24 protein-coding genes and 4 pseudogenes are annotated in these 24,562 nt (G+C 64.2%); 17 read left to right on the plus strand and 11 right to left on the minus strand.

Annotated features, from left to right (window positions below; translation table 11 throughout):
• Positions 1-37: 37 nt before the first annotated feature.
• Both M2351_RS27555 and M2351_RS27560 read right to left on the minus strand, forming a co-directional pair.
• A complete protein-coding gene (locus tag M2351_RS27555; RefSeq protein ID WP_264659241.1) occupies positions 38-691 on the minus strand; it encodes a PEP-CTERM sorting domain-containing protein in 654 nt (217 codons plus the stop codon).
• 83 nt (positions 692-774) lie between these two features.
• Positions 775-1,173, minus strand: a complete 399-nt coding sequence (locus M2351_RS27560) for a hypothetical protein (RefSeq protein WP_264659242.1) — start codon at positions 1,171-1,173, stop codon at positions 775-777.
• Between the two features lie 218 nt (positions 1,174-1,391).
• On the opposite strand from M2351_RS27560, the gene M2351_RS27565 reads away from it, so the two are divergent.
• Positions 1,392-1,523, plus strand: a complete 132-nt coding sequence (locus tag M2351_RS27565) for a hypothetical protein (RefSeq protein ID WP_264659243.1) — start codon at positions 1,392-1,394, stop codon at positions 1,521-1,523.
• Positions 1,524-2,064: 541 nt separating this feature from the next.
• On the opposite strand, the gene M2351_RS27570 is transcribed toward M2351_RS27565, so the two are convergent.
• Positions 2,065-2,367, minus strand: a complete 303-nt coding sequence (locus tag M2351_RS27570; RefSeq protein WP_264659244.1) for a helix-turn-helix domain-containing protein — start codon at positions 2,365-2,367, stop codon at positions 2,065-2,067.
• Between the two features lie 175 nt (positions 2,368-2,542).
• Here M2351_RS27570 and M2351_RS45280 point away from each other — a divergent pair.
• Positions 2,543-3,665 (plus strand): annotated as a pseudogene (locus tag M2351_RS45280) (ISAs1 family transposase).
• Between the two features lie 385 nt (positions 3,666-4,050).
• Positions 4,051-4,743, plus strand: coding sequence for a helix-turn-helix transcriptional regulator (locus M2351_RS27585; protein WP_264659247.1), 693 nt, complete (start codon positions 4,051-4,053; stop codon positions 4,741-4,743).
• 348 nt (positions 4,744-5,091) lie between these two features.
• Here M2351_RS27585 and M2351_RS27590 read toward each other — a convergent pair whose 3' ends face one another.
• The 5 genes from M2351_RS27590 to M2351_RS27610 all read right to left on the minus strand — a co-directional run bounded on the left by M2351_RS27590 (position 5,092) and on the right by M2351_RS27610 (position 8,795).
• The gene (locus tag M2351_RS27590) at positions 5,092-5,445 is read right to left on the minus strand and encodes a hypothetical protein (protein WP_264659248.1); all 354 of its coding nucleotides are present in this window, start codon (positions 5,443-5,445) and stop codon (positions 5,092-5,094) included.
• Positions 5,446-5,503: 58 nt separating this feature from the next.
• The gene (locus M2351_RS27595) at positions 5,504-5,986 is read right to left on the minus strand and encodes a hypothetical protein (protein ID WP_264659249.1); all 483 of its coding nucleotides are present in this window, start codon (positions 5,984-5,986) and stop codon (positions 5,504-5,506) included.
• Positions 5,987-6,318: 332 nt separating this feature from the next.
• The gene (locus tag M2351_RS27600) at positions 6,319-7,593 is read right to left on the minus strand and encodes a DEAD/DEAH box helicase (protein ID WP_264659250.1); all 1,275 of its coding nucleotides are present in this window, start codon (positions 7,591-7,593) and stop codon (positions 6,319-6,321) included.
• Between the two features lie 439 nt (positions 7,594-8,032).
• Positions 8,033-8,452, minus strand: coding sequence for a DUF6481 family protein (locus tag M2351_RS27605; RefSeq protein ID WP_264659251.1), 420 nt, complete (start codon positions 8,450-8,452; stop codon positions 8,033-8,035).
• Positions 8,453-8,585: 133 nt separating this feature from the next.
• Positions 8,586-8,795 carry a cold-shock protein gene (locus tag M2351_RS27610; RefSeq protein WP_264659252.1) on the minus strand — a complete coding sequence of 70 codons (210 nt, stop codon included), beginning with the start codon at positions 8,793-8,795 and terminating at the stop codon, positions 8,586-8,588.
• Positions 8,796-10,049: 1,254 nt separating this feature from the next.
• Between M2351_RS27610 and M2351_RS27615 the strand changes: the two genes are divergently transcribed.
• The 4 genes and pseudogenes from M2351_RS27615 to M2351_RS27630 form a co-directional block, all read left to right on the plus strand.
• A complete protein-coding gene (locus tag M2351_RS27615; protein ID WP_264659253.1) occupies positions 10,050-10,310 on the plus strand; it encodes a type II toxin-antitoxin system RelE family toxin in 261 nt (86 codons plus the stop codon).
• Positions 10,303-10,629 carry a helix-turn-helix domain-containing protein gene (locus tag M2351_RS27620; RefSeq protein ID WP_264659254.1) on the plus strand — a complete coding sequence of 109 codons (327 nt, stop codon included), beginning with the start codon at positions 10,303-10,305 and terminating at the stop codon, positions 10,627-10,629. Before M2351_RS27615 ends, M2351_RS27620 begins: the two co-directional genes overlap by 8 nt.
• Before the next feature lie 46 nt (positions 10,630-10,675).
• Positions 10,676-11,575: a recombinase family protein gene (locus tag M2351_RS27625; protein ID WP_264659255.1), complete on the plus strand. Its 900-nt coding sequence runs from the start codon at positions 10,676-10,678 to the stop codon at positions 11,573-11,575.
• 265 nt (positions 11,576-11,840) lie between these two features.
• A pseudogene (locus tag M2351_RS27630) lies at positions 11,841-12,602 on the plus strand (IS256 family transposase); the annotation flags it as partial.
• 498 nt (positions 12,603-13,100) lie between these two features.
• Here M2351_RS27630 and M2351_RS27635 read toward each other — a convergent pair.
• A pseudogene (locus M2351_RS27635) lies at positions 13,101-14,375 on the minus strand (recombinase family protein); the annotation flags it as partial.
• A 131-nt stretch (positions 14,376-14,506) separates the two neighbouring features.
• Here M2351_RS27635 and M2351_RS27640 point away from each other — a divergent pair.
• The 9 genes and pseudogenes from M2351_RS27640 to M2351_RS27675 form a co-directional block, all read left to right on the plus strand.
• A pseudogene (locus M2351_RS27640) lies at positions 14,507-14,971 on the plus strand (transposase); the annotation flags it as partial.
• Between the two features lie 378 nt (positions 14,972-15,349).
• Positions 15,350-15,970 carry a recombinase family protein gene (locus M2351_RS27645; protein ID WP_319801938.1) on the plus strand — a complete coding sequence of 207 codons (621 nt, stop codon included), beginning with the start codon at positions 15,350-15,352 and terminating at the stop codon, positions 15,968-15,970.
• Positions 15,971-16,021: 51 nt separating this feature from the next.
• Positions 16,022-16,264, plus strand: coding sequence for a hypothetical protein (locus M2351_RS45015; protein WP_319801934.1), 243 nt, complete (start codon positions 16,022-16,024; stop codon positions 16,262-16,264).
• A gap of 130 nt (positions 16,265-16,394) precedes the next feature.
• Positions 16,395-17,426 (plus strand): IS110 family RNA-guided transposase, encoded by a 1,032-nt coding sequence (locus M2351_RS27650; RefSeq protein ID WP_264659256.1) that lies wholly within the window; start codon positions 16,395-16,397, stop codon positions 17,424-17,426.
• 827 nt (positions 17,427-18,253) lie between these two features.
• Entirely contained in the window at positions 18,254-18,697 is a 444-nt protein-coding gene (locus M2351_RS27655; RefSeq protein ID WP_264659257.1) for a hypothetical protein, read from the plus strand.
• A gap of 19 nt (positions 18,698-18,716) precedes the next feature.
• On the plus strand, positions 18,717-19,160 hold the full coding sequence (locus M2351_RS27660; protein WP_264659258.1) for a hypothetical protein: 444 nt from the start codon (positions 18,717-18,719) through the stop codon (positions 19,158-19,160).
• Between the two features lie 117 nt (positions 19,161-19,277).
• Positions 19,278-19,517 carry a hypothetical protein gene (locus M2351_RS27665; RefSeq protein ID WP_264659259.1) on the plus strand — a complete coding sequence of 80 codons (240 nt, stop codon included), beginning with the start codon at positions 19,278-19,280 and terminating at the stop codon, positions 19,515-19,517.
• Between the two features lie 138 nt (positions 19,518-19,655).
• The gene (locus M2351_RS27670; protein WP_264659260.1) at positions 19,656-20,363 is read left to right on the plus strand and encodes a Crp/Fnr family transcriptional regulator; all 708 of its coding nucleotides are present in this window, start codon (positions 19,656-19,658) and stop codon (positions 20,361-20,363) included.
• Between the two features lie 646 nt (positions 20,364-21,009).
• Entirely contained in the window at positions 21,010-21,345 is a 336-nt protein-coding gene (locus M2351_RS27675) for a hypothetical protein (protein WP_264659261.1), read from the plus strand.
• A 123-nt stretch (positions 21,346-21,468) separates the two neighbouring features.
• Here the strand turns inward: M2351_RS27675 and M2351_RS27680 are convergent, their stop codons facing one another.
• Together M2351_RS27680 and M2351_RS27685 are read right to left on the minus strand one after the other, a co-directional pair.
• Positions 21,469-21,678, minus strand: coding sequence for a hypothetical protein (locus M2351_RS27680; protein ID WP_264659262.1), 210 nt, complete (start codon positions 21,676-21,678; stop codon positions 21,469-21,471).
• A 752-nt stretch (positions 21,679-22,430) separates the two neighbouring features.
• Positions 22,431-23,540, minus strand: a complete 1,110-nt coding sequence (locus M2351_RS27685) for an IS110 family RNA-guided transposase (RefSeq protein ID WP_264659263.1) — start codon at positions 23,538-23,540, stop codon at positions 22,431-22,433.
• Between the two features lie 418 nt (positions 23,541-23,958).
• On the opposite strand from M2351_RS27685, the gene M2351_RS27690 reads away from it, so the two are divergent.
• Positions 23,959-24,474 (plus strand): hypothetical protein, encoded by a 516-nt coding sequence (locus M2351_RS27690; protein WP_264659264.1) that lies wholly within the window; start codon positions 23,959-23,961, stop codon positions 24,472-24,474.
• Positions 24,475-24,562: the final 88 nt, after the last annotated feature.

Here is a 24,562-nt window from a genome sequence, read left to right on the forward strand (position 1 = left end):
GACCGCCGCTCGTCGCGCGGTGCCTCGGAGGGCGCGCTCAGGCGGACTTACGCCGCCGCAGGAAGCCCAGGCCGATCAGGCCGGAGCCGAGCAGCGCCAGCGACGCGGGTTCCGGCACCTGGGTCGGCGGCGACGAGTAGTTGCCGCCGGTGAGCAGCAGGTGGGAGAGGGTCGGCTGCTGCCCACCGTTGTTCGTGAAATTGATGTCGAAGGTGCCGCTGCCGGTGTACGGGCCATTCGTCAGGAGCACGTCGTCGAACAGGTAGGCAGACGCGTTGTTGCCGCCGAACAGGCCGACGCCGAGGTCGATCAGGAGCGGCAGGTTGGGCGTGCCCGCCGCCTCGGCCCAGGTCACCGTCCATGTCCCGCTGTTCCCAGCGGACGCGGTGACGGTGAAGGTCACGCCGCCGATGCCGGTCGGCGTGCCGGAGTCGTCCGACTTGTCGAGATAGACAAACCCCGAGGTCCCCAGAATGGTGTTCATGCTGTCCGTCTCAGTGGTCGGCCCACCGCCTTGGGCAACACCGTCGCCGCACTTTGTGGGCGCGTATGTCGTTCCGTTGATCGTCAGGCTCACATCCGAGGTCATACACGCGGCGGCTTCGGCTTTTTCGGTCAGCAGCATCGGAGCCGCGACAACAAGAGCCGCCAGGGCCGCGGACCGCACACAGTTCAATTTCAGCGTGTTCATATTGATTCCCCCTTTTCCTGGATCCGTTCGGATAGGACAACGCCATCGCTGCCTGTCCTCAATATCAGCAATCCCCGTGCCAATTACTGCAAAAGTATGAAAACATTAACTTTTTTTCGCTTCGAAAAATCGATGTGTAAAGATCTCTGATCAACGAAGCGGGCACACCACCGGATGGTCAGCAGCCATTCTGTTTGAGAACCATTTTCATTTCTTTCAGCCGGCCCCAAATCAAAAGAGATCGCCACGCGCATGAATTGCCCCTGCTTGATTTCGGTAACATCAACATAGAAAACTTTTCGTTGTGGATGCGCCGAGGCACGCGGTGCGGTGTGCAGACCTGGATCGCATCGCGTTTCGGCTTGTGGCTGCAATGCAATATGATTTCGGCTATGGAATCGCTTAGAGATGACTGGCATGGAATGTGGAATAGGCGTGCGTGATACACCGAAACCGTTGATCGGCTTCAGCGCATCGAGCACATTTTGTCATGGATGGTCTTGCGTCGTCCAAGGAACGGCAAAAATCTGTGTCGTTCAGGCGAGCAGAAGACGGTTGATGTAGGGGCCAGCCCCTTTGGCCTGGCAATCAGCAAGGGACGGTAACGGATGGCGTCCACCGGCAGAAGGCTGTACTGAATTTGGAATGAGGCGTGGAGCGATCTCCGGCACACATCCTTTATGTCTCCAGGAGCAAAGCCATGGTGAACCGCCGCATGGCGCTCTTCGCCAACCTCCATGTCAATGATGACGCCCGCCCCGAAATGCATCGCCTTCCCAAGCATTGCCGTCCAACAAGCGGCAATCGCCTAAAGGCCAGCGTTACCGCGTGACACCCTCCTCAATCGCGGTGTACGACGGCGTTGCGGGCCGACGCTGCCTCACCTCCCGAATTCAAGGATCTTGGCAGTTCGACTGTTGTCCGCAACGCCGCCATTTTGTGCACCCACCATTCCGGCCGCACTCTGTTTCCCGCCCTCTTCCTCCGTCGGGACAGAGCTTGGTTTGCTCGGACCGGCCGGAAGCCCGCCATGCGAAGTCCGCACACTTTGGAGGTTGCATTCACGGCTTACAATTCGCACGTTGGACTCAAGGCTCGCAATTTCGGATAATTTCGGCCGGCATACCCCCCTATGACTGCACCACAGCGCAGCGCTCCTCAACGCCCCATCCGCGCCGGTCACCCTCAGGCACCGCGTCCGGTCGCTGTTGGTGCTTGCAATCATCCGCGGCCGTGCCCGTCATCGCCGCCGATACCTGCGCAGATTGATCGCGACTGGAAATGGACGGTCCAATTGCACCAGAGCCGGCGCGATCTGCCACGGAGCGACCGCTGAAGCCGAAGCAGCGCCATCGGCCATGGCGTTATAGACGTTATGAAAGTTCGGCTGTGACCAGAACAACACCAGGGCCGGGTTCATTAAGAAATCGAATGCCGGCCCTTTCCAACGCCATTTTGATTCCGAGCACGGTCTTCAAACGCGGCTTACACACCGCACGCTCAAAATAAACTACCGAGCATCGAGCAATACCTGCACGCTCAGCAAGATCCCCCTGATCCCATCCGAGAAGGGCTCGAGCCGCCAAGCACTGCTTTGGAAGTATCGCAAGGTTGGTCATGGAACGATTATAAGTGTGTTTCTCGAACAGCTCAACATGAGATTTTTCATTATCCATTTTGTCTTAGGACCGCCTGCATTCTTACGACGCAGGGCTGTTCAGCGCTCTGATGGAGCGGGTGAGTCGGATTTGCCACGCCTGACGCCGCCGTGATGGCGGGACGGATTTTCCGGATTCGCGCCGCCCCCTTTGCATGATTCTTTCCTCGGCAACCCAGCCAATCGGGGTTGCCATGACGACCTTCGCCCACCTGCTCGATCTGCTTGGAACCATCCCGGACCCGCGTCGTCGCCAAGGCCGGATGTACACGCTGCCACACCTCCTGTTGTTCTCCCTCCTGGCGGTGGTCGCGGGGGCGAACTCCTACCGGGGCATCCACTCCTTCATCGACGTCCATCTCGACCGCCTGAAGGCAGCGTTTGGCCTACGCTGGCGGCGGGCGCCCGCCTACACCTCGATCCGACTGGTGTTGCAGACCCTCGATCCGGCTGACGTCGAGCGTGTCTTCCGCATCCACGCCGCCGTTCTGGCTGATCAGATCGGTTGCGAAGGCGTGCGAGTCGTCGCCTTCGACGGCAAGACTCTGCGGGGAAGTTTCGACCACTTTGCCGACCGGGCCGCCGTCCACCTGGTGAGCGCGTTCGACGTGACCTCCGGCCTGATCCTCGGCCACATCGAGGTGGGGGAGAAGGAGAATGAGATCCCGGCGGTTCAGACCCTGCTCGCCGCCCTCGGCCTGACCAACCGGATCGTCACGGCCGATGCCATGCATTGTCAAAAAAACCTTTGAGAATGCTCGTGATGGTGGAGCGATCCTCATCGCCCAGGTGAAGGGCAACCAGCCCGGCCTGCTCACAGCGGTTCGGGCGCTGTGCGACAGCGTCGCCCCGACCGACGGCGTCGCGACGAGGGACCGTCACCGTGGACGGCAGGAAATCCGCACCGTGGAGATCTTCGCGTCGCCCGAAAACGCTCTCGACCCGGACTGGCAGGGCCTGTTGACCACCATCATCCGCGTTCGCCGCGAGCGGATGGACCGGTCGTCGCGCTCCGGTCTGTGGGCCTCGCCCGCCGACGAGACGGCATTCCATGTCAGCAGCGCTCCCGTCACGGCGTCCGTGGCCGCCGCCGCCATCCGCGGGCATTGGGGGATCGAGAACCGCGCCCACTATGTCCGCGATGTCTCCATGGCCGAGGACGCCTCCCGCGTTCGCAAAAACCCCGGCATCCTGGCGCGCATCCGGTCGTTCGCCACCAATATCCTGCGCGCCAACGGCGCCGAAAATGTTCGCGATGCGCGATACCGCCTCGCCATCGGCGGCCTGGACGCACTCCTACGATGCCGCGTCATGTAGCGTTGAACAGCCCTGTCTTACGACGGGGGCCGCGCCCATGGAGTGGAGCAGCCATGCCCAACGACGAAAGTTTGTGAACCGGGAAGTTTCGCATTCGGTCGACGACGAGCGGTTCCCGCATCCACCGACCTTTTGCTTGCCGAATTTCTTGCATTTATGCAAAATACCTATAACAGAAGTCACAAGCATAACGCGTGCCTTGTTAACTAAGCAATCGGGACAGCCATGAAAGGCCCAGCCACGAGCGCGCGGCTTGGCTCTGAGATAAAGAAGGCGCTAGAGCGCGCTACAAAGGACGACGACAGTCCATGTCGAACCTCGTTGAGCGGATTGCGCGGTCATGGCTAACCAAACGCGGTTACTTCTTGTTGAAGACTGAGCAACAATGACCCCTGAACAGTGCAAGACCGCGCGCAAGCTGCTGGGCTGGAGCAAGCGCGACCTCGCGCGGTTCTCGGGGGTCATGGCGCGTACCCTTGATTCTTGGGAATGCGGCACGCATCCCAGCCTGGAGCGCATGGTTTCAATGGTGCGGCGCGCTTTTGAAGAGGCCGGCGTCGTGTTGGTTCCAGACGGCGGTGAGCGGGCCGTCGTCATGCTACGCAACAACGACGGCACCCTCAGTGGGATTCCGGCGCCCGGCGGTCGTATAACACCGGAGAAGTGCAAAATCGCCCGGAAGCTCTTGGGACGGTCGCAGGCCCACCTCGCCCAATTGGCCTGCGTGGATGCAGCGACGGTGGCCGGGTATGAGACCGACAAAGGTCTGACATGGAACCGGACGGTTCGACGGATACAGGCCGCGCTGGAGGCGGATGGCATTGAGTTCCGAAAGAACGGATCAGTGCGGCGAACCGGTGACTGCGCCACAATCGCGATGCAGTGTAAGGCGGCACGGGCGAAGCTTGGATGGACCCAGGACAAGGTTGCGCGCGCTGCGGACGTCACTCAGTCGCTCGTCAGTGCGTTGGAGCGCGGTTCGTTCATCCATGGTGGTAAGGGCGCGCAGCGCATCATGTCTGTCCTTGAAATCGCTCTCGCCCGATTGGAAACGGATGATCCGTCGCGTTCACCGTAAGCGAGGCAAAGCGCGCGGCGTCTCGCTATGTTTATGACGAAGGCGGCCAATGGGCGGTTGGCGCCGTGTTGCGTCGGTTCTTACCGATGGTTGGGAACAACGCCAAGGGCGCAGACACCGCACTGCGCTTCCTCACCGGTTTGACATCGCGTGCAATCTGCCCGTTCGGGTGGGTGCCGTTTACTCAGCAGAGCGATCCGAGCGCAGGGCACCAGCTTCCGCGGGGTATTCCTGTTACTGACAAAATTCTCCAGCCGACATTGGTCGGAGCGAGCTTCAGGTCAATGATCCAGCGAGAGACATCCAAGCCCCTGCATGCGTGCCAACAGCCTTTGTAGAACGTGCCCCCTATCCAACGCCCCCCACTGACTTGTCCGAGAAACAGCCGCCCCTCATGTCGCTTCCTCCTGAAAATTTTCCCCACATCTGAGGAAAGTTGTATCGACAACCCATAGGGTTCCGCGAAAGGCTTTCGGCTGAAAACTTTCTTGCAGCCGAAAGCTTTCCCGGAAGGAGCCCGGCGCCATGGGCGATCGCGACGAGGATCCGCTCGGCAACGCGCGCTGGGTCGAGGCCGAACGGCTGGCCACGCACCTCGACCGCATCCTCGACTGCTCGGCCCCGCACAGCGCGGCGCGGGCCGCCGCCGCCGACGACCCGCTGGCCGCCGGTTTCACCGGGCACAGCCTGCGCGTCCTTCATTCTCGACATCAGCCGCGAAGGGGGGTGAGTCGAGGGTTGCAACGGCGGGGGCAAGACGTCACTGGTCAGCGCCATCGTGTGGGCCTTGACCGGCCACCAGCTCATTCCCCAGGCCGGCCCGGTCAAGGATGTCAACGACACCCATCCGCTTTATGAGCCGGCCGCCCCCGAAGGGCAACTCAAGGACACCCGCCTCAAGGTGGCGCGCCGCTGGCCGCCGGTAATCGCGTATCCATGGAACATCCCGTCCGAGGACATCACCGCGGTCAAAGGCCGAGCCGAGGTGATTGTGACCTTCACGGACGACGCCGGCAATACGACGGAACTCCACCGCTCTCTTTCCGAAGACGGCGTCATGGAAGAGCCGGACTTCACCGCACTGGGCGTCCCTGACATCGCCGTCGAGATCGCCGTGATGATGCCCAACCGCATCCCGTTCATCGGCGTGAACGCGAACGAGAACGAAATTGCCGCTCTGGTGAAGCTGCTTGGGCTTGAGCCCCTGGGCGGGCTCGCCGATCACGTCAGCGTCCTGATCCACGGCAACACCACCTTCATGAGGTCGCCGAGCGCCAGGGATATTACGGACGCGGAGCGGCGCTTTCAGAAGCATGTTGGACGAACCAACGAGGCACTGCGCGGGCTTTCGGTCACCGTTGCGCCGAAGGCTGCGCTGTACGTTGCGGCTCGCGATGCGCGGGATCGCAGGCACGGCAGTTCGCCCAGGAACTGGCCGGACAAGCCGCGAAGAGGCTTCAAGCCGTTGCCCTACAATTTCCGCAGATGGGCGCCCGGTGCCCGCTTGGGTTCCCCAAGAAAAAAGGCGCGGTCCCGAAGGGCCGCGCCTGATCTGGTTGTCTTGCCCGAACGCGTTTACCAGCGTCCGGCGCGGGCCTGCGGTCTGCCCTGGCCGCCGTCGCGCTGCCACGGCCTCGCTCCGCCGCGAATGGCCGGGCGGCCCGCCGGCCGTCCGGTGCCGCCGGAGAAGGAACGTTGCGGCTCCATGCCGGAGATCGTATGGATCGCCAGCGTCGCCCCGGTGAAGCGTTCGATGCGGGACAGGGTCTCGCGGTCGGCGCGGGAGGCGAAGGACACCGCGATGCCTGAGGCACCGGCCCGGCCGGTGCGGCCGATGCGGTGGACATAATCCTCGGCCGAGCGCGGCAGGTCGAAGTTGATGACGTGGGTGATGTCGCGCACGTCGATGCCGCGGGCGGCCACGTCGGTCGCGACCAGCAGACGGACCTGGCCGGTGCGCAGCCGCTGAAGGGTGCGGTTGCGCTTGGACTGGTCCATGTCGCCGTGCAGGGCGGCGGCGGCATGGCCGGCGGCGCTCAGCTCCTCCGCCAGTGCGTCGGCGTCGCGCTTGGTCGCGGCGAAGATGATCGCTTTGCCGACCTCATCCTGGCCGGCGAAGTGCATCAGCAGCCGGCGTTTGTGGTCCATATCGTCGGTGTGGTGCAGGCGCTGTTCGACGTTGATCGCGGTCGCCTGGCTTTGGACGGCGACGCGTTCCGGGTTGCGCAGCAGCTTGCCGGCGAGTTGGCTCATGCGGCGGTCCAGCGTGGCCGTGAACAGCAGCGTCTGGCGACTGGCCTTGCAGGCGTCGGCGATCCGCTCGACGTCATCGAGGAAGCCCATGTCCAGCATGCGATCCGCCTCGTCGAGGATCAGCACCTCGACGGCGCTGAGGTCGATGCGCTGGCGTTCGATGTGGTCGATCAGGCGGCCGGGGGTCGCCACCACGACGTGCACCGGGCGCGACAGCATGCGAAGCTGCTCGCCGTACGGCATGCCGCCGACCACATCGATGATGTTCATGCGCAGCGGCTTGGCGTATTTGCGCGCCGCTTGGGTGACCTGGCTGGCCAGTTCACGCGTCGGGGCAAGCACGAGGATGCGCGGAGCGGCGACGGCGGGAGGGGGCAGGTCGGCCACGCGGGTCAGGGCCGGCAGCATGAAGGCCGCTGTCTTGCCGGTGCCGGTTTCGGCGGTGGCGAGAATGTCGCGGCCGGCCAACGCCGGAGGGATGGCCGCCGCCTGAACGGGTGTCGGCGTGGTATAGCCATGCTCACCCAGAACCTGGGCGATTTTGGAATGAATGCCGAGATCAGCAAACGTCTGTTCGGAAACGAAATCTTCGGACAAGGAGTGGGACCTTCCACAAGCATGACGGCGCAAAGCGGACCACGCCCCCGGTTGGGGAACGGTCAAGCGCCGGCGATCTCGCCAGGAGGAGGTCGAAAGAGGGAGTTGCGACTTGCTGAGGAGCGCGGCAGGGTGCCACGCCAAGAAACCTACCGCGTCTCTCTCAAGAGACGTGTTAAGCCTCCAGCGATCAATGTCTATAGAATAAGACGTGACGCGATAATATCAAGATCATTCGGCAATCAGGCGCGAAACCAGACGCTTGTCAGCCATGCACAGGCTTTTCCGCATAGGTGGTGACGACTTGGAACCCGATGATCACGGCTTTCCTCATCGTCTGTTTTTCATCTCCCTCCATCCGGTCCGGAGCCGTTCGGCGTCTGGACCGGACGGCTTTGGCGGTGCCGCCTGGACACCGCCTTCTGGACACTGCGGACCGTCAGCGCTTCCTTGCCTTTCGGGCTGCATAGCGGGCGTCGCGGGCAGCCTTCGCCTCCACGGCCATGGCCACTTGGCGCGCGGCCTGCTCGGCGGTTTCCTGGGCCTCCAGCGCCTCGCGGGCGGCCCGCTCGGCCTGTTCCGCTTGCAGGGCCTCCTGCTCGGCAGCCTTGCGGGCGTCGCGCGCCGCGTTGCGCTCGGCCTCGCGAGCCTCACGGGCGATGCGCACGGCCCGCCGGGCCTCTTCCCGCTCCGCGAAGGCCAGATCGTTCACATTCGATTGCGCCTTGAACTTCTCGAGCAGGGCCTTTTTCGCGCCCGCAGCCGTGCTCAGACGCTCGGAAAGCCCTGCGTTTTTAAAGCCGTTCATGTTTTTCCATTTCGTGAATCCGGCCGCGCCCCGGGGCAGGCCGTCAGGCAAATCTTGTATCGGTCACGGTCGCCTAAGGCGGCGATGCTGCACCGGCTATGGGGAGGGGGCGGCGGCGTCGTTTCTGGATCCCGGTACAAAAAAGGGCGGCCGGAGCCACCCTTCTTTCCCGAACCTGCTGCACTCAGAGTGCGCGCAGGTTCTCGGCGGCAACCTTGCCACGGCGAGGGTCGCGAACCGCGTCGAAGGACAGCTTCTTGCCCTCTCCGAGGTTGCTGATCCCGGCGCGCTCGACGGCGGAGATGTGGACGAACACGTCAGCCGTGCCGTCTTCCGGCTGGATGAAGCCGTAGCCCTTGGTCGAATTGAAAAACTTGACTGTTCCGATGGCCATGGGTCAGTTCCCTTCCTGGCGTTGCCCTGCACAATATTGCGCAGGTCATCAATTTCACTTCGGGAAGAAACTCAAACCCTTGGACGGGATCGGAATAACAAAGCCCAGAGCAACGTCGACCAACCGAGAGTGGGGTGTGGCCTGATATCTTGCAAGCAAAAAATGCCGGTGGGCGGCCATGCGTAATTCGATTGCCGGACAATCGTCTCGATATGGGGCTTGTATTGGCGTTTTTCTCTGACGCCGAAACCACTTGCCGCATAGGGCCAACGCGAACCACCGCCACCATATTCCGAAGGCACGCAACGGAGTCGGTCGGGCGAGGTTGACGATGCCCTGATCGGTGCTGGAGCACCAGGACCGTCTGCATCCCGGCGGGGCTGGGCAGACCCTTTCCTGCGGGTGCGATTGCATCAACCAGCGTGCATGGTTTGCAGTTGGACGCTTTCCTCAAAAATATCTTTTCGTACCAGCAGCTTATGAATTCACTCCGATCGGTCACTCCTCGCAGAGTCGTCGAGTTTAACGTTCAAAACTTTCAAAGAAAGTTTTCAGGAGAAAGCGACACACGCGGCGCAAACGGCTGCGTAACGCCACCCGACGGACCGGGAAAAAAGGCCGATCTCCGGTGGAGGCCGGCCTTTTTCTTGCCCGCACCGACCGGAAGCGCCGCTTGGCCCAAGGCTTTGCCAACGATGATACCAAAGCCGGCGCTCCCTACCGACACAGGGCCTTTGCTCGTGGCGCTTCCGGTTTGTCCTTGTCGAATGGATCCGGATGGAAGCCTGCTCCGCACGGCTGTGGCCCTGCCGCCGGCGACTGGCCTTTTGTCGCGCGTCGGCATGCCTTCGTTCCGGGCGATGCCTCCATGTTCATCCGGGTGGATAAGGCTGACAGACATTTTGTACAAAGGGGGCGGGCGGGCACTTTTCCGCCGCTGTCGCTCCGGCTTTATGAGCGGACTCTCGCGGTTTTCGGCCGTTTTGGCCCGTCTTCCGGCTTTAAGACCGAACGTTTTTCCGGCTTCATGACCGGACTCCCACCCATCCCATGACCACCCTCTCGCCCCACCTTGCGAGCGACGCCGCCGTGCGCGTCCGGCTGTTCAGATGACCTGTACAGGTGGCCAAACGATCGTTTCCTGGCAACCAATAAAATTGTACAATGGCGGCGAGTGTACGCCAATAGAGAACAAGGCGCTTGACACAGCGTTCTCTTTAAGAGAACGTTGCGACCGTTCTCGCGGAGATGATGATGCAGGTTCAGATCCTGGCGAAAGCGGCGAAAGACCTCAAGGCGCTGACGCCGCCGGATCGCGCCCGCATTCTCAAGAAGGTCGAGCAATACGCCGCCGACCCGGCCTCGCAAGCCAACAACGTCAAAGCCCTGCAGGGCTCCGATCTGTTCCGGCTGCGCGTTGGCGACTACCGTGTGCTGTTCACCGTCGATGCCGCGGGCACTGTGACGATCATGCTGGTGCATCGCGTTCGCCATCGGAGAGAAGCCTATGACTGAGACCGTCACCATTCCCCGGGCTGAGTATGAGGCCCTCACCGCGCGGCTCGAAGACCTGGAGGACATCCTCACCGCCATGCAGGCGCGCGGCGGACAACCGATGCCGCTGGAGTGGGCCAAGCGCATTGTGGAGGGGGAGAACGCGGTCCGCGTGTGGCGCGAGTTTCGCGGGCTGTCCCTGCGGGCGCTCGCCGGGAAGGCCGGGGTGAGCGCGGGCTATGTGTCGGAGATCGAGGCGGGCAAAAAGCCCGGGTCGGTGGAGGCGTACAAGGCGCTTGCCGAGGCCCTGGACACCTCGGTCGACTGGTTGGTCCTCTGATGACGACCAAGCAGCACACGGGCGCGCCGGACCGACGAGGCCGGCGATGGCCCTGATCGGCTACGCCCGCGTGTCCACTGAGGATCAGGCCACCTTCAGTCAGCTCGACGAGCTGAAGGCCGCCGGCTGCGCGGTGATCTTCGAGGAGAAGGCATCGGGCGGCAGCCGGGCGCGGCCGGAACTGGCCAAGGCCATCGCCCAGGTGAGACGGGGCGACATCCTGGTGGTGGCGCGCATCGACCGCTTGGCCCGTTCGCTTTCCCATCTGCTCGCCGTGATTGAGGGCCTGGAGGCGGTTGGCGCCCACTTCAAGTCGCTGCGCGACCCGATCGACACCTCCACGCCGCAGGGCAAGTTCGCCTTGCAGGTGTTGGGGGCGGCGGCGGAGCTGGAGCGTGCCCTGATCCGCGAGCGGACCAAGGCCGGCTTGAACGCCGCCAAGGCGCGCGGGCGGGTGGGCGGCAATCCCGCCCTCAAGCGCCGCGATCCCGACGCCATCGCCCAGCTCGCCGCCATCCGCGACCGCCAGTATGTCGCCGACCTCTTGGCGACCATGGAGGCTTGGCTGCCCAAGGTGCGTGCCCTGCGCCCGGGGAACTCCTGGGGGAAGGTGGCCAAAGCGCTCGGTCGGCTTGGGTCGACCGACCGGCCCTGGACGGCGGACCGGCTGTCGCGGGCGGTCCACCGGCTCGTCGCGGAAGGGCTGGCCGAGCCGGACCTGATCGCGCCGGCGCCGCGCAAGCCGCCCAAGGACGACCTCCTGCTGGTCATTGCCGGTATCAGAGGGGCCGACCCGACCATCAGCCTGCGCGCCATCGCCGCGCGGCTGGAGGAGATGCGCATCCGCACGCCACGCCGTGGCACGACCTGGTCGGCGTCTTCGGTCAAAGCGCTGCTCGACCGCGCCGAGCGGTTCGGTCTCGTGATGCCGAAGGCCAACCGCTGACCCACCAGCAACGTGAAAACATGCTGCCGTTTTGTTCGCTCATGAAGCCGGAGGCGTTCGGGCGCGTTCGGTAACGTCCAGGGGCGTGGTGGAAAAAGCGCGCATGAAGGATCGGGCTGGGGCCGGGCGAAGCTCCCACACAGCGTAGCCCGGCCCCAGCCCGATCCTCCGCCTCGCAGGCGGTGTGTTCGGCGGCAGGAGGTGGTCATCGCGCATCTTTGGTAAGGTCGAGTTGCGACACGCGATCCCGACCAAGGACACGACGATGACCGACGACAGAATGGCACTGATCGAGCAAATCCAGAAGAGCACAGACGGCGATTTTCTGCGCGCCGTCGCCGAGCACACGTTACACCGGCTGATGGACTTCGAGGTCGAGGCGCTGATCGGCGCGGCGCGCCACGAGCGCAGCGACACGCGCACCACCTACCGCAACGGCTCGCGGCCGCGCCAGCTCGACACCCGGCTCGGCACGCTCGACCTGAAGATCCCCAAGCTGCGCCAGGGCTCCTACTTTCCGGCCTTTCTGGAGCCGCGCAAGACCGCCGAGAAGGCGCTCACCGCGGTCATCCAGGAAGCCTGGATTCAGGGCGTCTCCACGCGCAAGGTCGATGACCTGGTGCAGGCACTCGGCATGACCGGCATCTCCAAGTCCCAGGTCTCGGCGCTGTGCCAGGACATCGACACCCGCGTGCAGTCCTTCCTGGAGCGCCCGCTGGAGGGCGAGTGGCCGTACCTCTGGCTCGATGCCACCTACCTGAAGGTCCGCCAGGACGGCCGCATCGTCTCGATCGCCGCGATAATCGCCACCGGCGTCAATCAGGATGGCCGCCGTGAAATCCTCGGCCTCGGACTGGGGCAATCAGAGGCGGCGACCTTCTGGATCGCGTTCCTGCGCTCGCTGGTGCGCCGCGGGCTGAAGGGGGTGAAGCTGGTGATCTCCGATGCCCATGAGGGGCTGAAGGCGGCGATCAGTCAGGTGCTGAGCGCCACCTGGCAGAGGTGCCGTGTTCACACGATCCGAACGCAATCCACCAATCGGCTCAGCTGTCGGGTCCCGGCCGGGTGGCGGGCTGTGCAGCGGGATGACATGGCGGATCTCCAAGCTGTCGTCATGGACGATGATGCGCTCGATGACGAGTTGCAAGATGGCCTGCTTGTCAGCAAGAGAGGCGTCGTCCAGCCGTTCCCGAACACGCGCGCAGAAGGCCGTCAGCTCGCCCACGACCTCTTGCGCCTTGGCGCGTTGGCCACGTAGAACGCGCTGTTGCTGCTGTTGGTGTTCCAGCGCGCGCCGTTGGTCGGCGACCTGCTGGCGCCGCTCGGTCAACTCCTCCAAGCTGATCACCGCCGCCTGATAGGCATCAAGCAGGCGTTGGTCGGCGCGGGCAAGCCCGCCAAGGCGCCCGGCGATCCGCTGCTCGGCCCGCTGCTCCTGGGCTGCATGGTGGTCGGCCTCGTCAGCAAACTGCTGGAATTGGGCCACCAGCTGATCGGGCGCTTCGAGCAGGCCGCGGACATGCTCCCAGACCGCGCGTTCGAGATCGTCGGCGTTCACGCAGGCGCGCGGACAGGGCTGTGCACGGGCGGTTTCCAACCAGTCCTTGCCGGCGCACCGGTAGTAGCGGCGCCCGCCGGGGCGGACGGTGCCGAACATGGTGAGGCCGCAGGCGCTACACGTCAGCAAGCAGCGCAGAAGGTAAGTGTGCTTGGTGTTGTTGCGGAACGACAGCGTGGCATTGCGCGCCAACTGGGCTTGCGCCCGGTCCCAGGTCTCCTGGTCGATGAGGGCCGGCACGGCGATCGGAATCCACTCCTCCTTTGGCCGGAGCCGGCGGCACCCGACGCCTGAGTAACTGGGCTTGCGCGTGCGGGGTTTCGTGGCCGGCACGTACTCATAGCGGTTCGAGTAGGCGGTGCCCGTGTAGACCGGGTCGGACAGGATGTGATGAACGGTCGAGGGCGACCAGGGACGTCGGCCGCAGCGCGGAAACCAGGGACCGAAGTTCAGGCGCTTGAGGATCTGGCGCAGGCTCATCCGCTCCTCGGTCAGCCAGCCATAGAGCAGACGGACGAGGTCCGCTTCGGCGTCATCGATGACCAGACGCCCGGGCGCCCCCTCGTGCCGCGGCAGGTAGCGGTAGCCGTAGGGGGCACGGCCCCCGACGAATTGGCCAGCCCGCGCCTTCTGGAGCTTGCCGCGGCGGAACCGCTCGCCCAGCAGGGCGCGCTCATACTCGGCCACGGCGCCCTGGATCTGCAGGAGGAGCTGATCGCCGGGATCGTCGGAGATCGCATGGTTGAGAAAGGCCACCGCGCAGCCCGCCCGGCGGAACTCTTCCAGAAGCAGTGCCTGGTAGACATAGCGCCGGGCCAGACGATCCGGGGCCAGGACGGCCACGATCTCCACCTCGCCGTCGCGCACCGCATCGCGCAGAGCATCCAGCCCCGGCCGATCGAGGCGAGAGCCGCTGTAGCCTTCGTCGCGAAAGACGTGGCGGTCGCTCAAGTCATGATCGTTGGCGCCGGCCCAGGCGCGCAGGGCGGTGAGCTGGCTGTCGATGGTCTGCTGGCGTTCCTGACGCTCGGTGGAGACGCGGGCATAGATGGCGGCGCGCATGATGCTTCTCCCTCGGTCAAGCCGGCGGTCGCCGCTGGCCGTGATTCCGCAACGGGGACGAGAAGGCGGCGGTAGGTGTCGGCCAACCGATCCGGCCCGTCGCGGGTCCGGACGAAGACGGAGTGGATGGTCCAAATCGCTGGCGTCGGGGGCTGTCGATGATGCGGCATGGGCAGACATCTCCGTAGTGGAGGTGTCCGCCAAACAGTCGGCCCCGGTGGTCACTGGCGACGGTGTCGCGATTTGGCCAGGTGCGGCCAAGCAAACGCCAGCGTGACCGTGAAGTGGATTCGGTCGATTGCGTTCGGATCGTGCATTTCCTTCGTTCGCTGCTCTGCCACGTGCCCAAGGGGCAGCAGACCGTGGTGTCGGCCGCCGTGCGCCAAGTCTTCGTGCAGCCCGACCGCAAGAGCGCCGGGGAGGTCTGGCGCCATGTTGCCGATCAGCTGCGGGCGCGCTTTCCCAAGGTGGCAGCACTGCTCGACGACGCTGAGCACGACGTGCTCGCTTACATGGACTATCCCGAAGCGCACCGCACCAAACTACACTCGACGAATCCTCTTGAGCGTCTCAACAAGGAAGTGAAACGCCGCACCGATGTTGTTGGGATATTCCCGAACGAGGAAAGCGTGCGACGGTTGGCCGGTGCGATCTTGCTGGAGCAAAACGATGACTGGCAGCTCCAGCACCGTTACTTGACACTCGAAACCATGGCGGGGATCGCCGCATCCGACGAGCCCGCCATCACACCGCTTCCCTCAGCAAAGGCGGCCTGACCGACGGATGCACATGACCACCTTCCAATTTCCACCACCTTGACGGACGTGACCGAGCGTTTTTCGTCGGTCTTGAAGCCGGAGAGTCCACCCATCAAGCCGGAACCCCGCCGCAGAAATCCTCATTCCCGAGTCCAGTCATAAAGCCGGAGCGACAGCGGTGGTCCGGTTTCCTGAACGAACTCAGGGCCGGACGCGCTCATCAACAGCTTGTTCCCACGTGGATGGTTCTGCACTTTTCACCCGATCCACTCTCCGCTTTTCACCAGAATAGCTCTGCTTTTCGCACGAACTGCTCTGAGGAAAGAGCCGGAGATCCGCGGAATCCCTGACTCACTTTTCGCATGAACTACCCTGCGGCAACACACAGGATATCCCATAGCCCTTGTCGCCTACGCCCGCGTCTCCACCGAGGACCAGTCCACGGACTCGCAACTGCTCGTCCTACGGCAGGCTGGATGCGTGATTATCTTCGAGGAGCACGCTTCAGGCGGCGACCGCGACCGCCCGGTGCTGGCCAAGGCGCTCGCCAGCCTGAAGAAGGGCGACACGCTGGTGGTGGCGCGCATCGACCGGCTGGCGCGCTCGCTGTTCCACCTTCTGGAGGTGATCGACGGGCTGGAGCAGCGCGGCATCGCCTTCAAGTCGCTGGGCGACCCGATCGACACCACCAGCCCGCAAGGGCGCTTCGCCCTCCAGGTCCTCGGCGCGGCGGCCGAACTGGAGCGGGCGCTGATCCGCGAGCGTCCCATCGCCGGCCTCAAGGCGGCGGTGGCCCGGGGCAGGACGCCCGGCAATCCGGGGCTTCGGCGCCGCGACCCGGCGGCGCTGGAGAAGGCGCGGCGCGGCCGGGAAAGCGCCCGCGACGATTTGGTCATCGCACATGCCCAGAACTTCCTGCCGACCGTGGAAGCGCTGCGGCCGACGGCGCCGTGGGACCAGGTGGTGCGCGCGTTGAAAGGGCAGGGCAGGGACCGGCCCTGGGACGGCAAGCCGTAGACGCCCAATAGCCTAATCCGCGCCGTGCGCCGGCCGGCCGCGACAGGGCTGGTGCGTGGGGATGTGCTCGACCCGGCGCCCAAGCGGGTGGACAGCGACGACCTCGTCCTGATGGTCGCGGGGTTGGCACGCGCGGAGCCCGGCGTCACGCTGGACGCCATCGCGCGCCGGCTGCAGGACATGGGGCAGCGCACCCCGCGCGGCGGGCTGCGCTGGAGCCGCTCGTCGGTGAAGAACCTGCTCGACCGCGCCAAAGAACAGGGCTTGGTGTGTGGGCCCAAACCAGCCGGGTGATCGGGCTCCGCCGGAGCGCTTGGTAAAAGGCCCAGTGACATGGGGTAATCGCGGACGCGTGGGGCTTCCAACCAAAGCGGTGAGTTCTGCGTTACCCGCTTCAAGGAAAGGCACTGCAAGGAGAGCCGCCATGGAGCAGTTTGTCGGGTTGGACGTGTCGCTGAACGAGACCTCGGTGTGCGTTGTGACGGAAGCCGGCAAGGCGGTGTGGAAGGGGAAATGCGCCTCGACCCCGGAGGCCATTGCGGAAACGCTGCGCCGCCACGCCCCTCAGGCGGTTCGCATTGGTCTGGAGAGCGGCCCTCTGTCGACCTGGCATTGGCACGCTCTGCGCGACCTGGGCCTGCCGGTGGTTTGCCTCGATGCTCGGCAAGTCAAGGCGGCGTTATCGTTGCAGATCAACAAAACCGATGCCAACGACGCCCATGGCTTGGCCCAGGTCGTCCGCACCGGCTGGTTTCGCGCAGTCGAGGTCAAGAGCCTGGACAGCCATCTCGCGCGCGCCCAGTTGATGGTCCGCACCCAGCTGGTGGCCATGCGCCGGGACGTCGTCAACCAGATGCCCGGCATCCTGAAGACCTTCGGCCTGATCCTGGGCAAGGTCGGCGGGGCGGCGCTGCCCGCACGGGTTCGGGAGTTGACCACCGGTCAGGCCGGTGTGGCGGTCGTCACCGAGGCGCTGCTGGCCGTCTGGCAACGCCTCACCGAGCAGATCGAGGTGCTTGACCGGACGGTTCTGCGCCAGGCGCGGGACAACCTGGTCTGTCGGCGCTTGATGACCATCCCGGGGATCGGGCCGATCACCGCGCTGAGCTTCACCACGGTGATCGATGATCCCGCGCGGTTTGTCAAGTCTTCAAGCGTGGGCGCCTACTTGGGCCTGACCCCGCGGCAGTACCAGTCGGGCGAAGTGGACTGGGCGGGGCGGATCTCGAAGGCCGGCGACAAGCTGACGCGCGGTTATCTGTTCGAAGCCGCGGGAACCCTGCTGACCCGGGTGGAGAAATGGTGCGCTCTCAAGGCCTGGGGCGTTCGCCTGGCCAAACGCATCGGCCTGAAGAAGGCCAAGGTCGCGGTGGCTAGGAAACTGGCGGTGCTGATGCATCGGCTTTGGGTGGACGGCAGCGAGTTTCGCTGGGCGGGCCAGGAGGTGGCCGCCTGAACCACGTTTGAACGCGAGGTCGAAAGGGTTCCGCCCGCCGCGGAGCGAGGTCCCTGCCGGGACGAAGCGGCAGCCATCCCGTCTATGTGGATGCAAGATCGCTGGGGCATCCCGCCCGCGATCACTGCGTCAGTGACATTGGGAGGCTGCGCTCCTCACGCCATCATGCGGCGGCACCTGCCGACCGCGGAGACAACCATGGATCCGGCAGTGGTCTTGGTCCTCGGAACGGACTGCGACATCAACGAGCCTCGTCGTCTGGAACGGTCGCCCAGGTGGGTCCACAGGCCCGCCCCGTCATTGATGGAGGTGCGAGGCGGGCCTGTGGACTACCTGGACGACCTGGCACAGTGAAATGAAAACCCACATTGGGAAAGTGCTTGATCCTTGGCCCGCGATTAGACAACCACATAGCTGTAGCGGCCTGCAATCATCGGCGGCCCGACCCGATTTCATCGGGCTTTTCCGGCCCACATTCGGTGAGACTGTAAAGGGACGCAAACCCGAAATCAGTGAGATCCAGCCCAAGATATTCGAGACAGACCTGCAATCGTCGCCGCTGGCCCACATTCCTTGAGACCGCCGATTTCCACGCCACAGCAATAGCTTGGCAGAGCGCCTGTCAGACGACCAGAAAGATGATGGAAAGGGGGAATTCGGACGCTGATTTCGGAACGAGTTTTTGGTCGCCTGCTGCGCCCCCGCGGACACGGAACCCAACGGCAAAGAAAACGCTCGTTTTTTGTGAAGCCGATCCCCTGATCGCCATGGACCGTCCTCGGGACGACTGATGGGCGTGGCTTGTTGAACGGAGCAGGGAGGGCGAGATGGCCGAAATTCCACGCCGAGTTGACCAGCGCAGGTCCGACGTTGAAACGTCCGTGCAGCGCGGCGAGTCGCGACGCGGCCAGGCGGAGCAGAGGCGTGAGGCCGCGTTCCAGCGGCAGATGGCCGCTGAGGGTGACCGGGTGATTGCCGAGGAAGCGCGGCTTACGGACGAGGCGCAGAGGCAGCACAGGGAAGAGGTTCGTCAATCCACTGAGAAAGGGCGGCACGCCGCCGAAGAAGCGCGGCACGCCGCGGAGCGGACTCGTCAGGACGCGGAACTGGTTCGGCAACACCGCGAGGAAACCCGCAAGGCTGCCGAGGAAGCGCGGGGATGGGCCGAGCAAGCGCGGGCGGATGCGGAGCACATTCGCACCATGGCCGAAGAGCAGCGGCAAATCGTGGAGGAGATGCGGACAACCCTGCGGCGCGCCGAGGCCCGCTGACGTGAAACAGGACGGGGCTATGACGAACCTTTTGGACTCGGCTCAGGCGGCGTGCGAGCGGGCTCGCACTCTTCAGCAGCGGTCGCGCACTCTGAAAGCACGCTCGGTGGAGTTGCGCCTCGGCGCGGAGGAATTGTTCGCGCTCGTGCTGATGCAATGGGACAAGGCCGTCAAAGCGCGGGACGGGGTGATGAGGGTGCGCATTCATCAGCATTTCGCTTCAGCGTTATCGGCGCCCGTCCCCGAAGGATACCTGGACCGGACAAACTTGCTCCGGTTCATTGTGGGGATGGACGAGAACACCGAAGCCCTGCTCTGGCGCTCCCGCTGGCTCCGGCAGCGGGCGACGAAGACCCTTGCACGGATCGCCGACCTCCGGATGCGGATTGACCAACGGGCATCGTTCCCGGATCAGCCGGCGCCCAGTGGTCACCCCGATCCAGGACCAGAAAGGTCCGGCTGATCCATCGCCGCGCTCCGGTGGCGCGGAAAGCCCGCCCGGTGCATGTGCGCTGCCGTACAGACCGCCGCGCTCGGTTCGTTCATAGCTGCTCCCGCCGTCAGCGGAGGAGAATGGGTGATGGACGACGATCTTCGCGCGCTGCGGGCGCGGCGCCTGGCCCTGATCGAGTGGGCGCGGCGCACGGTCGAGCGATCCCGCCGCACGGTCGAACGGTCCCGGGCTTTGCAGGAGGCGATGGTGCTCAGACGCCAAACGGCGCCGGGTGAGCCGGACGGCCTTGCGCCGCAGCCCACATCCGAAACAGCCACCCAACCGGCCGCGGCGTTGGAGAGCGCTGTCGAGCGCAAGCCCGGCTGAGAGCCGCTGTGTCTCCTTCGTTGCTGCCCCTTGCCGGGGCCGTCCGCCGTCCCATGTTGGGTCCATTGCCCGCCACGATCCTGGCCGCGGACGACTGAGAGAGGCGTGTACTCCCGCTGAACAAGGGGGGCACGCATCATGCCTCAGATCGAGCAATCCGCCGTTCGCAACCGGCTTCTCGCCGCCTTGCCGGCCACCGACTTCGGGCGCTTGGCCGCGGCCCTCACCCCGGTCACCCTGTCGCTCAAGCAGTTCCTCGTGGAAGCGAACGAGCCCATCGCGGCCGCCTACTTCATCGAAACCGCCATGGTGTCCTATCTGGCCTATCTGGCCGACGGGGAGGCGCTGGAGGTCGGGCTGATTGGCTGCGAGGGGATGGTTGGTTTGCCGCTGGTCCTCGGCGTGGACCGCGCCGCGGTCGGGGCCATGGTGCAGATGAGCGGCACCGCCCTGCGGATCAGCCCGGCGGCGCTGCGGCAGGCGTGCAACGACAGTGAGGCGATCCGGACCCGGCTGTTGCGCTACATGCAGGCGCTGCACGCGCAGGTCTCGCAGACGGCGGTGTGCAACGGCTGTCACACGCTGCAAGAGCGGCTGGCCCGCTGGCTGCTCATGGCCCATGATCGGGCCAAGGCCAACCAATTCCCGATGACGCACGAGTTCATGGCGACGATGTTGGGGGTGCGGCGCTCCGGCGTGACCGTCACCGCGGGCGCCCTGAAGCAGGCCGGCCTGATCAGCTACACGAACGGCCACATGACCATCCTCGACCGCTCCGGCCTGGAGGCCGCCGCCTGCGAGTGCTATGGCGCGGTTCACCGGCAGTACGAGCAGTTGCTTGGATAGAATGGCTGCGCATTGGTGGAGGAACGACGAAAGCCGCTCCTCCGGTACGGTAACGTACCGACCCCCGCCGCGCCTTGCTCTTTCCTTCCAGGCGCTCCTGTTTTCAAACCGTATCCTCCCTGTCCTGATGGCCACCCCACAACCCCCGCGGGTGGCCATCTTTTTTCCCCAGACAGACATGGACCTTCCAGAGACCGCCGAGAGTTCCTCTGGTGATCAACTTTCGGCAAGTGACGAACAGCGACCAGCGTCGGTCGAAGCGTCTCACGGAATTCGGTCTGAGCCCGATGATTGCGGGTTCGTCTCACCGAGCACGGGTTCGATCTCACGTAATCCGGGTTTGCCGGGAGCGATCGTCTCACCGAATGTGGACCGGAAACGGCCGATGAAATCGGGTCGGGCCGCCGATGAGTGCAGGCCACTACACATAGCTGTGCAAAAATGGCCAAAGATGACGAGGGAATGGGCGCGACTGCCCGCCGTTTTCCAGAAAACCCGTTCTGCGGCCTACCGAGGGAAATGGCCATGCGTTTGTGAGGCGGCTCACAGTCGGCAACGGCGGCTTTGGATAGCTTCTAGGCATCGACAACGCCGGGGCATGAACCCTGGCCTCAAAAGCCCATCCTTTAGCCCCCAGGAGACGCTCATGATCCGTCATTCCCTGCTCGCCGGTTTCGCCACCCTGGCCCTGCTGTCCGCCCCGGCCATGGCCCAGAACGTCACCAGCCTGAACAACACCGCAGCTGGCATCGGCAACCTGGCGAAGCAGAATACCTTCACGATGCAGCAGGGTAGTGGCCCGAACTACATTGACATGAGCAATACGGCGGCCGGCATCGGCAACGTGGCGAAGCAGAAGGGTATGGTGTTCCAGCAGACCCCCTCAGGGCCATTCGGTGGCACGAACGCCTTCAATGCCAACAACCTGGCTGCCGGCATCGGCAACGTGGCCAAGCAGAAGGTATTTGCGATCCAGAAGTGATGCCGCGCCTTTAGCCCCGTTCCTCACCCTTGGAACCACTTAGCCTCGACCGGACATCCTCCGGTCGAGGCTTTCGTGTTTCTCCGGCCCGAAAAGAGAACGGATGAGCGTGGGCCAGCGACATCAGGCCGCCATGGTGACCGGCAAGGCGAACGCGGCGTAGCTGTCGCGCTGTTCGCGCAGGCTAGCCAGCAAATCGCTCAGGCTGTCGCGAGCAAAGACGTTCGGCGTCTCGTTCAGCTTTGTCTGCGCGATAGCAATGAAATCGTCCAGAACGCCCAGGTGAACCGTGGCAGCTTCAAGTACATCGTCAGAGAAAGAGACCGCCTTCATGATCGATAACTCCAGGTTTTCTCGTGTTCGGTGAGACTATTCAGCCACTCAGGCGGTTAATGAGATGTTAATATAGCCTTTTGTGCCTATGTCTCCTGGTGATTACCTCAGTAGTATTACATGGACGGACGCGACGACAGAGCGCCAGAAAAGAAAAGGCCGCGGCCAGTGCGGCGCGGCCTCGAAGTCTCAGGGAGGAGAAAACCAAGTGAACTTGGTGAATTCAGGTATAGCTTGCGGCAGTTAATGGATTATGAAGGGCAACCGTACACCGAAGGCATACTTCTTTTTTGCGCGAATGCTAAGGTCGGACTTGTTTGTAGAGAGACTGTTTATTCCAGGTCGGCAAGCGTGGCTTTCTGGCAAGACGTTCGAGATCAGCAAGGTAGACGTCCTGATTTCTGCGAAACCGCGTTCGGCACGCACAGGCTTGGCGCCGTACCTCCAGAGTCTTGCGCAAAGCCTACCATTGCCGGCGGTCAATAGCGGCGAGACGATGTCCGGAAAAGACGGTGATCACGCTCGCCGTCTCATCGTTGTGCTCCTCCATCCGACGCTCCACCGTACGCACGAGGGCACATCATAGATACTGTGGCGTTTGTGAAGCGGAAAAGCGGGTTGGGGGGCCAGACCGGCTACCCCGGGCCAAGGCGGGGGCTGACGCGTCCCCGCCTGCGGCGGCTGCGGCCTTGATCCGGGGCGGCCGATCTCGCGGTGGTTCGGCATGGGTCGGTCGGGACGACCGCTGGGTCTCAGGCGGTCGTCTCCTGAGGTTGTGAGGGCGACCAAGCGCGCCGCTGTTTGGTCACGGTCCTGATGGCGGCCATCAGCTTGCGCAGCGCCACGATCAGTGCGACCTTCCCCGGCTTGCCGCGGGCGCGCAGGCTGTCATAGAAGGCGCGCAGCCAGGGACTGGCGTGGACCGCGTGAAGCGTCGGTATCCACAGCGCCCGCCGCAAGGCGGCCTTACCGATCGGCAACAGCCCGGCCCGCTTCGGCGCCTGCTTGCCGGAGTGTTTGAGGGCCGGCACCAAGCCGATGTAGGAGGCCAACGCCTCCGGTGAGCGGAAGCGCGCGGGGTCGTCGAGCTCGGCCACCAGTCGCGCCGCCGCCGTCGTGCCGATCCCCTTGATCAAGGTCAGCAGACGGCCGGCCTGGTGATCTTCGAGCAGCTTCTCGATCATCGCGTCGATGCCGAGAAGGCGGGCGCGCCAGAGCGCCAGGTTCTCGCAGGCATGCCGGATGCGCGCCCGATAGACTTCGCCGCTCTGGGCGGCGATGGTCTGCTTGGCGGGGGCAATGAGCCGACGCGCCAACTCGTCGCCGACGACGTGCCGCGGTCCGTGGCGTAGCTTGGCCAAGCGCCGGGGCGTCGAGGAGGCAATGTCCGCCGCGGTCGGGCACGCCTTCAGGATCGTGAGGGCAAGCGCCGTGGCCAGGAGGGCAATGTGCTGCTTGAACTCGGGGAAGGTGAGGTCCAGCAGGCGGTGAAGTTGCCGCACGCGGTCGCCGCAGTCCTGGACGAGACGGTCGCGGTGGCGGATCAGTTCGCGAAGCTGCTCGGTGGCGTGATCGGGCAAGGTCGCCGGCAGCGGCCGCTTCTGCTGGCCGAGGCGGGCGAGCTCCAGGGCGGCTTCGAGCGCATCGGCCTTGGTGCGCACCAGCGCTTCCTGCTGGAAGCGGGCGGACTGCAGCGGGGTGAGGACGGCCGCCGGAAGGCCACGGGCGACCAAGGCGGCGGCGAGGTTTTTCCAGTAGTGTCCGGTGGCTTCCAAAACCATGAGCTGGACTGGCGCCAGCCGCTCAAGCTCGGCGAACAGTGCAGCGTGTCCAGTCTGATCCGCACTGCGGGCACAGAGCATACAAGAACGGGCGAAAAACTACGCTAAGCGGCACAGCGCCGGAACAAGTGGTCAAGTTGGTCTTGGTCCAGTCGGATCAGACTTGTTCACGTTCGGGATCACTTGCTGAGTGCCTTTGCCCCATTTGAACGAGAGGCTATTTGGGACAGAGCAAACCCCCAGGCTTTTCTGCCGGTCCGCGCAGTCGGATTCAATTGGGGCAGGCTCCCGTTCTATGACATCACTCCACAATGCGTCAGGTCAACGCATCGCTGGCCGCAATTCCGCGAAAAGCAGCAAGCTGGAGAAAAAGCAATAATCTTGCCGAAGTTAGGACTGGTCGATGATCTTGGCCACCGACGGTGAGGCAGAGAAAAGGCATAGTTGGGCTCAGGCGATCAAGATAGACGCCCGATCAACCCATGTAACGGAGAGTACAATGAACGCTTTCAACGTGAACGCGCCTTCCGATGTCCACGCCAATTCTTCGGACCTTTCTCATCACGACACCTCCGTGATGCCGCCCGTGGCCACCGAGCCGCCAGGCCTGGGGACCGTGCCCAGTGATCCGGGGCCGTCGCAGCCCAGCATTCCGGAGGTCACGCCGGTGGCCACCCAGACGCCGGGCGTCGATGCTGTGATCGATCTGCCCGGAGACACCGATCTGTACTGCGGCCCGAACCACGACCTGCTCCTCTTCGGCGACGGCAACGGGCTCGACATCGTGTACGGCTTCGATCCGTCCGACTCCGGCGACCTGATCGCCATCGCGGGCGATGTGAACGGGTCGGGGCTGCAGTCGGTCGAACAACTCGTGATCTCCGACACGCAGTATGGCGCCCTCGTGGACCTCAGCGGCGGCAACGCCATTCTGCTGGACGGCGTCCACATGGCCCAGCTCGATCCCAGTGACTTCGCCATCTTCGACCCGACCGGCGCATCCTCGTTCACCTGAGGTCCAGACCCAACCGACGGCGGCTGAGCACAGCCCGTCCGCCAGTGCCTTCAATCATGGAATTTGACCGGCGCCCTTCCTCGCCGGC

The sequence above is a fragment of the Azospirillum canadense genome (assembly GCF_025961225.1).
Classification (GTDB): Bacteria; Pseudomonadota; Alphaproteobacteria; order Azospirillales; family Azospirillaceae; genus Azospirillum; species Azospirillum canadense.